General features: G+C 59.5%; 12 protein-coding genes. 5 read left to right on the forward strand and 7 right to left on the reverse strand.

The window, feature by feature from the left end:
* Nucleotides 1-34: 34 nt before the first annotated feature.
* The 7 genes from ACI0FG_RS12100 to ACI0FG_RS12130 are packed head-to-tail and all read right to left on the reverse strand — an operon-like array spanning nt 35 to nt 7,222.
* Nucleotides 35-463 carry a response regulator gene (locus tag ACI0FG_RS12100; RefSeq protein WP_419785257.1) on the reverse strand — a complete coding sequence of 143 codons (429 nt, stop codon included), beginning with the start codon at nt 461-463 and terminating at the stop codon, nt 35-37.
* A gap of 31 nt (nt 464-494) precedes the next feature.
* On the reverse strand, nt 495-1,139 hold the full coding sequence (locus tag ACI0FG_RS12105) for a sensor histidine kinase (RefSeq protein WP_419785258.1): 645 nt from the start codon (nt 1,137-1,139) through the stop codon (nt 495-497).
* 15 nt (nt 1,140-1,154) lie between these two features.
* On the reverse strand, nt 1,155-1,505 hold the full coding sequence (locus tag ACI0FG_RS12110) for a response regulator (RefSeq protein WP_419785259.1): 351 nt from the start codon (nt 1,503-1,505) through the stop codon (nt 1,155-1,157).
* On the reverse strand, nt 1,486-3,231 hold the full coding sequence (locus ACI0FG_RS12115; RefSeq protein WP_419788389.1) for a sensor histidine kinase: 1,746 nt from the start codon (nt 3,229-3,231) through the stop codon (nt 1,486-1,488). Before ACI0FG_RS12115 ends, ACI0FG_RS12110 begins: the two co-directional genes overlap by 20 nt.
* Nucleotides 3,232-3,254: 23 nt before the next feature.
* Nucleotides 3,255-4,472, reverse strand: coding sequence for a response regulator (locus ACI0FG_RS12120; RefSeq protein WP_419785260.1), 1,218 nt, complete (start codon nt 4,470-4,472; stop codon nt 3,255-3,257).
* A 24-nt stretch (nt 4,473-4,496) separates the two neighbouring features.
* Nucleotides 4,497-6,623, reverse strand: coding sequence for a SulP family inorganic anion transporter (locus tag ACI0FG_RS12125; RefSeq protein ID WP_419785261.1), 2,127 nt, complete (start codon nt 6,621-6,623; stop codon nt 4,497-4,499).
* A gap of 11 nt (nt 6,624-6,634) precedes the next feature.
* Nucleotides 6,635-7,222: a TetR/AcrR family transcriptional regulator gene (locus ACI0FG_RS12130; protein ID WP_419785262.1), complete on the reverse strand. Its 588-nt coding sequence runs from the start codon at nt 7,220-7,222 to the stop codon at nt 6,635-6,637.
* Nucleotides 7,223-7,883: 661 nt separating this feature from the next.
* Here ACI0FG_RS12130 and hmcA point away from each other — a divergent pair.
* From hmcA to hmcE, 5 genes are read left to right on the forward strand one after another with little or no spacing between them, the layout of a single operon-like run.
* On the forward strand, nt 7,884-9,554 hold the full coding sequence (hmcA, locus tag ACI0FG_RS12135; protein WP_419785263.1) for a sulfate respiration complex hexadecaheme cytochrome HmcA: 1,671 nt from the start codon (nt 7,884-7,886) through the stop codon (nt 9,552-9,554).
* Nucleotides 9,555-9,572: 18 nt separating this feature from the next.
* A complete protein-coding gene (hmcB, locus tag ACI0FG_RS12140; RefSeq protein WP_419785264.1) occupies nt 9,573-10,628 on the forward strand; it encodes a sulfate respiration complex iron-sulfur protein HmcB in 1,056 nt (351 codons plus the stop codon).
* Nucleotides 10,629-11,807 (forward strand): sulfate respiration complex protein HmcC, encoded by a 1,179-nt coding sequence (gene hmcC, locus ACI0FG_RS12145; RefSeq protein WP_419785265.1) that lies wholly within the window; start codon nt 10,629-10,631, stop codon nt 11,805-11,807.
* A gap of 11 nt (nt 11,808-11,818) precedes the next feature.
* Nucleotides 11,819-11,950, forward strand: a complete 132-nt coding sequence (gene hmcD, locus ACI0FG_RS12150; RefSeq protein ID WP_419785266.1) for a sulfate respiration complex protein HmcD — start codon at nt 11,819-11,821, stop codon at nt 11,948-11,950.
* Between the two features lie 49 nt (nt 11,951-11,999).
* The gene (hmcE, locus tag ACI0FG_RS12155; RefSeq protein ID WP_419785267.1) at nt 12,000-12,677 is read left to right on the forward strand and encodes a sulfate respiration complex protein HmcE; all 678 of its coding nucleotides are present in this window, start codon (nt 12,000-12,002) and stop codon (nt 12,675-12,677) included.
* Nucleotides 12,678-12,705 lie beyond the last annotated feature (28 nt).

Raw genomic sequence — 12,705 nt, forward strand, 5'->3', positions numbered from 1 at the left:
ACGGGGGGCTCTTCATTGCTTCATGCAGCGGGGGCTACCACCCCTTGCTCTTCAGAATATCCTTGACCTTGTCTTCGGTTTTCTTTTCGACGATGACCATTTTCTTGGCCTGCGCCTTCTTGATCTTTTCGGTCAGCGCGTTGATGTCCGCAGGCTTTTCCATAAAGTCCATGGCACCCAGCTTCATAGCTTCGATGCCGGCCTCAAGCGTGGCCTGCCCGGTCAGCAGGATGACCTGCATGTCCGGGTGGTTTTTACGGATGACCTTGAGCATTTCGATGCCGTTCATATCCGGCATCTGCAGGTCGAGGACAATGGCGTCAAAGTCGCCGCTGTCCAGAGCCTGAACGGCGCTGTCGGCGGTGGACGCCGTGTTGACGTTCATGCCCCTCAGCTCCATCCTCTCGGACAAGGTGCTCAGGAATTCCTCTTCGTCGTCGATGAGCAGGACTTTTTCCGTCATTGTATTTCTCCAGTAAAGGTTATTGCTGGGTTTATCCGGCTTGCGGCGCACGTATAGAGATTGCGAGCGCGCCGTCCAATTCACCGATTTCGACCGCGAGGCCCATGGCCTCGGCCATGTCGACAAGTTCTTTTCCTTCCACGGCCGGTACGGCCTTGCCGCCTGCGCCAAGGGTAAAGCTCGCCCCGTCGGGCGCGGACTTCACCCCCACAGCCAGCGAGTCGCCCGGCTGCATGGCATCCAGAACAACGGCTATACTCTCGTGCAGCAGCCGCATCAGGTCAAAGGGGGTGGCCGACAAAACGACCGCAGCGCAGTCGCCCAGGGTCAGCCTGACCTGCTTCATGTCCGCCATGCGCGTTGCCAGGGCCACGGTCAGCCCGGCCAGTTCCGCAAGGTCCACCTCGCGGATGTCCTCATCTATGGAATGCGCGAACGCATTCATGTTCCGGACAATGGCATCGCCACGCCGGACTTGTCCCTGAATGGAGTCTGCCGCCTTTTTCAACCGCTCAGGCTGGATGGGCATCCCCTTTTCCGCCATGAGCGTGAAGTCGCCGATCAGCCCGGCCGCCTCATTGATGACGGCAAAGACGTTCTTGATCTCGTGCGACACCGAGGCGCTGACGCGTCCGAAAAAACGCAGACCGTCCCGATATGCGGAAGAGTGACTCATGCTCGCTCCCTTCTCTTATTTCACGGCCTCGTTGATCTTTTCAACGAGATTTTCCAGGTTGATGGGCTTGATCAGATAATGCTCAGCCTCGGCCCGGCCGGTCTTGAAGTCCGATTCGGACCCGTGACCGGAAAGAAAAATGAACTTCATGTCCGGATAGCGCTCGGAGAGCATCCGCCGGAGTTCCAGCCCGCCGATTTTGGGCATCTTCATATCCAGCACTGCCACATCATAGGATGCCTTTTGTGCCATGGCCAGCGCGTCTTCGGCATTGCCTGCCCAGTCGGCATCAATATCCCTGAATCCCAGACGTTCGGCCATGGCGGATACCAGCTCAACTTCATCATCAACCAGCAGAATTCGCATTGTCGCAACCCTTTTTGGGACCCTCGACGGGCATGGTTATGGTAAAGACGGTGCCCTTCCCTACCTCGCTTTCCAGGGCCATGGTCCCGCCCAATTCCTGGACCAGGCTGAAGGTGATGGAAAGCCCGAGTCCGGTGCCGCCCACCTTCTTCTTGGTGGAGAAGAAAGGATCGAAGATGCGCTTGAGGTCTTCCCGAGGGATACCGCAGCCGTCATCCCGGACAGAAAAGACGAGATTGCCTTCCTTCTCCTGCCGAGCGGAAATGCCCAGGTGCCCGCCATCGCTCATGGCCTGAAAGGCGTTGTTTACCAGATTGAGGAATATCTGCTGCAACTTGCCTCTGTCCGAAATAAACTCGGGCAGATTCTCCGGAATGTCCATTTCAATGGATATGGAACGATACTCGGCTTCCTTGCGCAGAAAGTCCATGACCTCCTCGGCCAGATCCTTGAACCGGATGGGCGCGAGTTCCATGTCAATGTGCCGGGCAAAACTGAGCAGACGCTTGGTGATGCGTCCGCACCGAGCCACGGAATCTATGATGGAGCGGACATTCTTGAGCAGCCGCTCGTCCTTCGCATACTCTTCGCGGAACGTAAAGAGATCACTTATCAACCCGGCCTTTTCATTGATGATGGCCAGGGGATTGTTAATCTCGTGGGCCACCCCGGCCGCAAGCCTGCCGATGGAGGCCATGCGGTTGGTGTGTTCCATCTGATGCAGGGCCTTGGCCCTGGTCTGGTCCGCTATGTATATCTTGTTCACCATGTAGGTCGCCACCCCCACGATGACCACCAGGATCACTGCAATGCTGACAATAAGAATCCACAGCAGCTCCATGCGAATGGTCTGCAACGGCTTCATCAGCTCAAGCGTCGGCTTGGTGACCATCAGGATAAAGGGCGAATTGCGCACGTATCCGTAGCCGACCGAGTACTCTTCCCCATCCTTGCCGCGCACCTGGCGGACAACGGTGGTTTCCGAGAATGGCGCGATGGGCAGCCCCACCTTGCCAAGGACCGGTCCATGACTCTTGGACGGCGTCTGGATGATGCCCCGTTCGTCCACCAGAAAGGCATCGCCACCGCCCGAAAGATCAAGCGAAGTGATCATGGCGTTGAACTGGCCGGTATCCAGCGTGGCGCGCAGGATGTAGGACTTGCCGGTTCTGGCATCCTTTACCTTGCGGGCCACGATCAGGTGCGGCTCGCCCCGGAACCCGAGGTACACGTTGCTCACGTACGTGCCCCGGGTCAGGGTATTCTTGAACCACACCTGGTCGCTGTAGTCCCGGCCAAGCAGGTCGTGCGGACCGACATAGGCAATCTGCTTTCCCCGGTTGTCGATGACTCCCAGGTCCACGAAACCACCGAAGCTCTTCTTGAGGGAAACGAGCAGTCCGGCCAGTTGCGAGGCGTTGCGCAGCTTATCTATGCCCTGATGGTCGGCCAGGAACTCCAGCGCCTTGGTCCGTTCATCCAGGAAATTGCCCACGGTGCGGCGGGTATTCGAGGTTGTCCGGGCCGTGCGCAGGAGGTTTTCGGACTCAAGCGAGTGTCGGGTGACGCTGTAGTCGATAAAGGCCATGACCAAAAGCGGGACCAGGGCCACCACCGCCAAAATGACGATGGCGAGCCTCCAGATGCCCCGATAGTTGAACAGGCTTCTGGCCGGTCCCACGGCAGCATCCGTATCCCAGAACTGCGGTCTTATCTTTTCGAACATAGCCACGGCGTCACCCGATTACACTACTTACCGGTTTGAATCTTTTCGTTGGCGGCCTTGAGCGTCTCGCTCAGGACGTCGATATCCACGGGCTTGTGCAGGTAGGCGAAAGCGCCCAGCTCCATGCAGATCTCGCGGTCCTTTTCCGAACCATGGCCGGTCAGGATGATTACCTCGATTTTCGGGTGTTCCTTCTTGACCCGGCGCAGGACCTCGATGCCGTCGATGCCGGGCATCTTCAGGTCCAGGACGATGACTTCGGGTTCGTCGTCGCTGACCAGATCCAGTGCCGCCTCGCCGTCATACACCACGGCGGAACCCATGTCGCGCATCATCAGGCGCTCGGAAAGCGTCTGTGCAAACTCCCGTTCGTCATCCACCAGCAGCACCTTGGACGGCAGCTCGAAATCAACCTTACGATAGATGTCCGTCTGGTGGAAGCCCTGGCCCACACCTGCGGTGACGCTTTTCACGCCGTCCACGGCCTCGGCGATCTCCTTCAACTCACGCTCCAGCCGATCCAGCAGCAGGACATGCTTGTTGATGGTCAGGGTCACAGCGCCGTTTTTGGCGGCGACCTGGACATTGTGCCCGTCCGCCGCCAGCACGGTCTCGACCGTGGCCGCCAGCAGGAAGTCCGCAACCTTTTCGCGGGAGGCGTCCGTGACCTTCACGGCCGCATTGGACAGCTGCTCGACGATGAGATCGGCGCTCTGATCCACGCCCGAACCACCGACAGGCACCACGATGTCGTAGAGCTTGCCGTTCCAGGGATCCTGCACGCCCTTGACGGTGCGGACCCAGGCGGAACGATCCTCGTCATCCTTGTGGATGAGTTTCAGGGCGTGCTTTTCGGCATATCCCTCGGTCCGCTCGGCCACGGCCAGCCGTTCCCGCATCCGGGAGATGAGGCAGACCTTGAGGATGTGGTCGATATCGGCCGGGGGCAGCTGGGAGGCGAACCCGGAGAAGAGCAGATTATCCTGATCCGACAGTTTGGAAGCCATGGCGAGTTTCAGCCAGGCGACCGCCCGTTCTTTTTCATGGCTGAAGGAATTGAAGACCGATGCCTTGGCCTGAAAGGCCCTGGCTATCTTTTCCTCGGGCATACCCGAAAGCCTGGCCGCCTCGGCCACCACTTCCTGGTCCGTAACCAACCGGTACCCGGTGGAGTCCAGCACACGCTTGACCACCAGTCCGGCTTCGGAGAACAGGCCGTTGAATACGGTTATGACAGACATTGGCTACTCCTTGGTATGACGTCCCTAAACGAGACGGCAGTATGTGGTAAGCGGGCAGGACTCTTCCTCTCCATCGCTGTGCGCACTGGCGTGCGTGCCGCAGATGGCCTTTTCCATGGACGAGTATACGTGGTCGGGACCGATCTTCTCCAGCAGGTGGGTGCGTTCGAGCACGGACATCACCGCCTCGTTCACCCCGCACAGCGAGATATCAACCCCGGAGGAACGGGCACGGTCCACGATGAGGGACAGCGCCTCCTCGCCCGAAGCATCCATGTCGTTGATGCCGTTGGCAACGATGATGATGTGCCGAAGCTTCCTGTTGCCCATCATGCGTGCCGTGATCTGGTCTTCCAGAAAGCTCGCGTTGGCAAAGAAGAGCGGACCGTCGAACCGGACCATGGCGATGTGGCGGCACTCGCGCAGGCCGGAAGCCGTGGCGTCGCGCAGGGCCTCGTCCTCTCCGCGGGAGAGGGTGGCAACCGTGGGCCGCATGGACTTGTAGAGGAAGACCGCCAGGGACAGCCCCACGCCGATCATGATGCCCTTGTCCAAATGGGGAGCAAAGGCGAGCGTGGCGAAGAAGGAGATGATGGAGATGGCGCCGTCATACCACTGCGCCTTCCAGGCGTGAATGAAACCGGAGGCGTTAATCAGGCCGATGACGGCCATCATGATGACCGCGGCCAGGACCGCCTGGGGCAGATGATAGAGCAACGGCGTGAAGAACAGGAGCACGATGACGACCATCAGCGAGGTGAACACGCTGGACATGCCGGTAATGGCACCGGCCTGGAGGTTGACCGCCGATCGTGAGAACGATCCCGATGCAGGATAGCTCTTGCCGCAGGCACCCAGGATATTGGCCAGTCCCTGACCGATAAGTTCCTGATTGGGATCAAGCCGCTGACCGGTCTTGGCCGCCATGGCCTTGGCAATGGAGATAGCTTCCATGAAGCCGAGCAGCGAGATGATGGCCGCGAAAGGCAGCATGTGCAGCATGGCCTTGAGGTTGAGAGAAGGCGCGGTGATGGCCGGAATGCCGGAAGGCACGCTGCCGACGATGGCGCCGCCGCCGGTCATGCGCAGGGCTTCGGTGTCCAGCGGCGAATTGCCTACCCGGACGCGCCAGGTGCGGCCGTCGGCCTTCATGCCCGCAGGGGTTTCGCCCTTGCTGTAAAAGGCCAGAGCACCGTCGGGTTCCTTTACGCCTTCCATCAGTTCCTCGCGCAGGGAGGCGCGCAGGAGGTGGGATTCATGCTTGAGCCGTGCGATCTGGACATTCAGCACGTTCACGTCGTGCTCGGCGTCCAGCTGGGCAACCACGTCCTTGGCCTGCTTGGCCTGATCCAGCTTGGCGTTGAGATCCCGGCGCTGCAACCCGAGTTGCTCAATCTGGCCGACAACGGCGTTGAACCGGGCGACAGAGTCCTGCACCTCGGGAATGCGGATGGAGGAAAGCGGAGCCTTGGCATCGTGGTTGAAGCCAATTCCCCAGGAGATGAGCGTACATACGGCCACAGCCACCAGCACGTTGGGGATCTTGGGATTGACGCGCTTGAGCACGATCATGATGGCAAAGGCAAGCACGCCCATGGCCAGCGTGGGCCAGTGCGTGTAGTGTATCGCCCCCTCCACCACGCGGATGATGGTCTCATAGTGGTGATCGGCCTTGTCCACATACACGCCGAACATCTTGGAAAGCTGGGATGAGGCGATGATGATGGCGGCGGCGTTGGTAAAGCCGTTGACCACCGGGTGGGACAGGAAGTTGACCACCAGCCCGAGCTTGAGCACGCCGAGCAGGAGCTGGAAGATACCGACCATCAGGGCCAGCAGGATGGCGTAGGCAACGTACCCCTCGCTGCCCGCCGTGGCCAGCGGCTCCAGCGATGCCGAAGTCATCAGCGAGACAACGGCCACCGGGCCGGTCGCCAGCTGACGGCTGGAGCCGAACAGCGCTGCGATGAGCGGCGGAAGGAAGGAGGCATAGAGGCCATAGTAGGCGGGCATACCCGCCAGCTGTGCGTAGGCCATGGATTGAGGAATCAGCACCAGGGCGACAGTGAGCCCCGCAATGGCATCCGCACGCAGCTTCGCCATGTTGTATCCCTTGAACCAGTCGATAAAAGGAAATATTTTTGTGAGCATGCAACCTCTTCCTATGTATCCGCCTGCAACATTCTCCGGCACGTCTGCATCAGCTCATTGAACAGTGCCCCGGCGTCATACAGGTTGTAGTTTTTAAAACGGACCAGACCATCAACCATAGTAAAGAGAATGAGCGCTGATTTACGGGGATGGATATCCGAATGGATGGAGCCGTCCGCCTGCCCTGTCACGATCGCCTTCTCGAAGATGTCGACCAGACAGTTGTAAATCGCTTCCAGATTTTCCCTGAACTCCGGGTTGGACTCGGAGAACTTGTAGAGAAAATGCCTGTGCAGCAGCAGGAATTTGTCTTCCATCAATCCCGCCAGGTAGAGATAAAAGGAGACGACTTCTTCCGTCATCTCCATGCCGGACGCGAACGGCCGGTTCTCGAAGAACCGATCGAACTGATCCAGTATCTCATCCTTGACCCGTTCCAGAATCGCCAGGAGCAACCCCTCTTTGCTCTTGAAGTGATAGAAGATGGTTCCCTCGGCAGTACCGGTCAGCCGGGCCAGTTCCTGACCCGACGTATCCGCAAACCCCTTATTTGCGAACAGTACCGTGGCTACCTTGAGAATGGCTTCTTTCTTCTTCATCTGACGAACTCACTCCTCTCTTTTTCAAAAACCGAGTCGTCACTCAGTTTTCTATTTGCTTACGTTGCAAACTGCCACGCTGTCAAAAAAAACGTAAAAACTGAGTGAACGCTCAGTTTTTGGCAAAACACTCTAAAATAACGAACTAATTTTATAAAATTTGTATCAGACGGACCATTATATTCCACTTTTTTTGCCATTGCATTTTGCAACGACACCTCACTTCAGTCTGTTGCTTGAGAATTTCCCAAAAGAAATACCCACTTTTTTAGTATGTATTAAAATTAATCCATAGAACAGCGAATACCGTTGCCGCTTGGGGATCGTATCAATGTATTGAAAGCCGCTCTCAATTCAACATGCAGACAATTAAAACTTATATATTAGCATATTACATCTATATCAGTAATTGTTACCAGCAAGGCAAATTTCCTTGACTCCGCCATGACAAATAACATACCGAGCCAGTATGGATAAAAACCTCGCGAACAGGTGGGTATTTTAACCTACCGCGAGAGGAGGGTTTTATATCGGAATGGAGCGTCGCCCGGGGGGCGGCGCCTGGGGGCGGCAGAGAATCCACACCTAGTAGGGTTTTGGAGGACAGGGCTCTCGGCCGATTTTCTGCCATCAACGCTTTTTCGAGGAAAGGATCGACAACATGGCAAACGGTAAAAGGATGCTGCGACTGGGTGCCGCCGCTATCGTGCTGGCGGTCATGCTCTGCTTCCAAATGGAAGCCATGGGCATGTTCGACAGTTCGTCCGGGGCCACAACCAGGCCGGACGTAATCAAGATCGACACCATCGCGAAACTGGAAACACTGGAACAGCCCGCGGCCGTGTTCATGCACGATGCGCACACCAAGGCGCTGAAAGACCAGGGCATGAGCTGTACGGCCTGTCACAAGAAGGACTCCAAGGGCAAGATGGCCCTGACCTTCAATCGGGTTGAGGAGGACGGCCAGCCCGCTCTCTCCGCCGATGAGCTCAAGGCGGTCTACCACGACGGCTGTATCACCTGTCACGTCAAGTCCGCGGACAAGGGCTACAAGTCCGGTCCCAAGGCGGGCGAGTGTCGCGGGTGTCACCAGGAACGGCCCTCCACCCCGGTTGCACGCGCGGAAGCAGGCATGGACCACACCCTGCACGCCATGCACTGGAACTCCAAGGAACTGAAGGCCGATGCGGGCGAGCAGACCAACTGCGGCGCCTGCCACCACATTTATGATGAGGCGGCCAAGAAGACCGTCTACGTCAAGGACAAGGAAGAAAGCTGCCGGGCCTGCCACACCGAAACCCCGGCCAAGCCCGTCACCCTGGACAAGGAAGCCGCCTTCCACGCCCAGTGTGTGACCTGCCACCAGTCCATGATCGACAAGAAGGCCGCGAAGACCGGCCCGGTCACCTGCGGCGGCTGCCACGGTGAAAAGGGCGTCGCAGCCCGCAAGGATGCCGAAGCCAAGGCTCTCGCAGCCATGGGCGGCAAGCTGCCCCGCCTGCCGCGCAAGCAGCCCGATGCCGTGCTCATGACGATCAAGCCGCTTGAGAAGGACGCCAAGTCAACGGGCATGGCTCCTGTCGCCTTTGACCACAAATTCCACGAGACCCAAACCGACACGTGTCGCGCGTGTCACCACAAGTCCGTGCAGGCCTGCTCCAGCTGCCATACCCCGCTGGGTGTCGAGAAGGGCGGTTACGTCACCATCGGCCAGGCCATGCACGACTTGAAGAACAAGCGCTCCTGCGTCGGCTGCCATGCCGAGCAGCAGAAGAAGCCCGAGTGCGCCGGTTGTCACGACCTGCGCCCGAAAGACAAGGGCCTCTCCCAGACTGCCTGCAAGACCTGCCACAACGCGCCCGCCAAGGATTCCCAGGGCATGCTGATGGCCATGGCTCCCAAGGAGACCCGGACCGAAGCCGCCGAGGCCGTTGTCGCCTCCCGTCCCGGGCATCAGGCCCGCGTGGCCGTGGACGCCATCCCCGAGTTCGTCAAGATCGGCGCGCTGGCCAACGAATACCAGGCGAGCACCATGCCGCACCGCAAGATCGTGCTCAAGCTCTACGACGGCATGAAGGACAGCGGCCTGGCCGCCAACTTCCACTCCGTTCCCGAGGCCATGTGCCAGGGTTGCCACCACAACGCACCGGCATCCCTGAATCCACCCAGCTGCGCCAGCTGCCATGCCAAGCCCTTTACCCGCGAGGACGAGGGACGGCCCGGTCTGAAGGCCGCCTACCATGGCCAGTGCATGGGCTGTCACAAGTCCATGGGAATCGAGAAGCCCGCCGCCACGAACTGCGTTGGGTGCCACGCTAAAAAAGCCAACTAACCGAAGGAGATACGCAAAATGTTACGCAGAACATTCCTCGGACTGTTGGGCGCCGCGGGTGCGACCGCCGCACTCCCGGGCAAAGCCGGGGCGACGAACCATCACTTTGGCCCGCACCCCGACACCAAGGCCGTGCTCTTCGACGAGACGCGGTGCATCGGGTGCCGCCAGTGCGAGCAGGCCTGCCACGAGGTCAACAAGCTGCCCGCGCCCGACCGTCCGCTGGACGATCTGAAGGTACTCGACACCGAACGCCGGACCGACGAGAAGACCTTCACCGTGGTCAACAAATACAATACGAGCAAGGGCTCCGTGTTCCGCAAGATTCAGTGCAACCACTGCCTGGAACCCGCCTGCGCCTCCGCCTGCTTCGTGCGGGCGTTCAAGAAGCAGCCGAACGGCGCCGTCACCTACGACGCCTCGGTCTGTGTGGGCTGCCGCTACTGCATGGTAGCCTGCCCCTTCTGCATCCCTGCCTATGAATACGACGATCCGATCACTCCCCGGGTCCGCAAGTGCACCATGTGCGCGCCGCGCCTGGCCGAGGGCAAACTGCCCGGCTGCGTGGAGCGGTGTCCCAAGGAGGCTCTGACCTTCGGACCGCGCGAGGAGATCATCAAGATAGCCCGCGCCCGCCTCGATGCCCACCCCGACCGCTATGTGCAGCACATCTACGGCGAGCACGAAATGGGCGGCACCAGCTGGATGTACATCTCCAACGTGCCTTTCCATGAGATCGGAATGCGCGAGGACCTCGGCACCACCTCCGCTCCGGAGCTGACCTCCGGCGCCCTGGCCGCCGTGCCCATGGTCGTCGGCCTGTGGCCGGTGCTGCTGGGCGGCATCTATGCCGTGAGCAAGCGCAAGGACAAGGTGGCCAACGATGAAAAGGTCATGGCCGTCAAGAACGCCCTGGCCAAGGCCTCTTCCGAAGCCGAGAAGAAGCTTTCCGAAGAGCTCAAAAAGGCCGATGTCGCCAACAAGCGGCTCATTGAGGTCGAGGTCAAGAAGGCCGTAGAGGAGGCTCTCTCCGCCAAGGATGAGGACACCGAAAGCAGCGAGGAGGAATCCTAGATGTCGTCTGTCGAACACGCCGCGGCCGAACGCAAATCGCTGTTCACGCCGTTCAATATCATTGCCGCCATCATCCTGGTCGCCGGAGTGGTGGTCACGGTGATGCGCTTCACCGGCGGCCTGGGTGCCGTCACCAACCTGGATCAGAACAACCCCTGGGGCATCTGGATCGGTTTCGATCTGCTCTGCGGCGTTGCGCTGGCCGCGGGCGGCTACACCACTTCCGCCGCCTGTTACATCTTCGGCCTGAAGAAATACCACGCGGGCGTACGTCCCGCGATTCTGACCGCCTTCCTGGGCTATGCCCTGGTGGTCTTTGCCCTGGGTTACGACGTCGGCCGTCCCTGGCGGCTGCCCTACCCCATCTTCGTCCAGCAGGGCACCACGTCGCTGCTCTTCGAAGTGGGTCTGTGCGTCATGATCTACCTGACCGTGCTCTTCATCGAATTCACTCCCGCCGCCTTCGAGTGGCTGGGCATGAAGAAGATCCGCAAGATCGTGGTCAAGATGACCCTCGCCCTGACCATTCTGGGCGTTGTCCTGTCCACCCTGCACCAGTCCTCGCTGGGCGCGCTGTACACCATCGTGCCGTCGAAGCTGCATCCGCTGTGGTACTCTCCGTACCTGCCGCTGTTCTTCTTCGTCTCCAGCATCTGTGCGGGCATGTCCATGGTCATCTTCGAGGGCACGCTCTCCCACAAGCCCATGCACCACTTGATGGACAAGGAGTACCTGAATAACCACGACGGCCTCATCCTCGGTTTCGGAAAGGCCACGTCCCTCGTGCTGTTCGGGTACTTCGCCATCAAGGTTATCGGCCTGGCCTACGACAACAACTGGCACTACCTCGCCACGGGCTACGGCGCGTGGTACCTGGTGGAGATGCTCGGTTTCGTGGCCCTGCCTTCCTTCCTGTACGCCGTGGGCGCACGCGACCGAAACATCCCGCTCATCAAGTGGGCCGCCGGTCTTACCGTCCTGGGCATCATCGTCAACCGGTTCAACATCAGCATGGTGGCTTTCAACTGGCAGCTGCCTTCCAACCTGCGGTACTTCCCGAGCTGGGGCGAGATCACCATCTCCCTGTTCGTGGTTACCATCGGCGTGCTGGCCTTCCGGTTCATCTCGACGCACATGCCCATCTTCTATGAACATCCCGATTACAAGGACGAACACTAGGAGTGCCAACCATGGAATTCTTTACTCTGCAAGACTACTACACCCACACCAAAAGCATCGTGTACCTGATCATGGGGGGCATCCTCGTGGCGGCCACGCTCTACTGGCGGTTTCTCATGGGCGGCAACCATAAGGACGACTAGGCCCCGGCCATCGTCTCCAAACCGATAGGATTATCAAGGAGAAGCGGAAATGTACGACTTCCTCACGGGGCCCCTGCTCTGGGTGGTATTCATCGTCAGCTTCGGCGGCCTTTTGGTCCGCGCCGTGCTGTATGTGCGGGGCCTGGACTGGCGGCTGGACCGCGTGGCTTACCGCCCCAATCTCAAATACGGCATTCGCGGCGGACTGCGTTCCATCCTGGCCTTCATCATCCCGTTCAGGGCCCGGCTGTGGCAGACCCGTCCCGGATTCACCATCATCTTCTTCGCCTTCCACATCGGGCTGCTCGTCACCCCGATCTTCCTGGAGGCGCACAACGTGATGTTCAAACAGGCCTTCGGCTTCAGCCTGCCCACCCTGCCCACCGGCGTGGCGGACGGCCTTGCCTGGGTCTGCCTTGTGGGCGGCCTGTTCCTGGCCCTGCGCCGGATCGCCTTCCCCGAAGTACGCATTATCACCACCTTCTACGACTACCTGCTCCTGATCATCAGTGTGCTGCCCTTTGCCACGGCCCTCATCGCCCGCTACGAGCTCGGCGACTACGCCTTCTGGCTCAACGCGCACATCCTGACCGGGGAAATCTGGCTCATCTGCCTGCCCTTCACCAAGCTCAGCCACGTCATCCTGTTCTTCATGTCCCGCATGCAGCTCGGCATGGACTACGGCATCAAGCGCGGCGGCATGAAGGGAACGGACATGGCGTGGTAGCCGCATCGTCTATTTAAGGGAGATATTG

The sequence above is a fragment of the Pseudodesulfovibrio sp. 7M6 genome, assembly GCF_050058625.1.
In the GTDB taxonomy this organism is placed as follows: domain Bacteria; phylum Desulfobacterota; class Desulfovibrionia; order Desulfovibrionales; family Desulfovibrionaceae; genus Pseudodesulfovibrio; species Pseudodesulfovibrio salinus.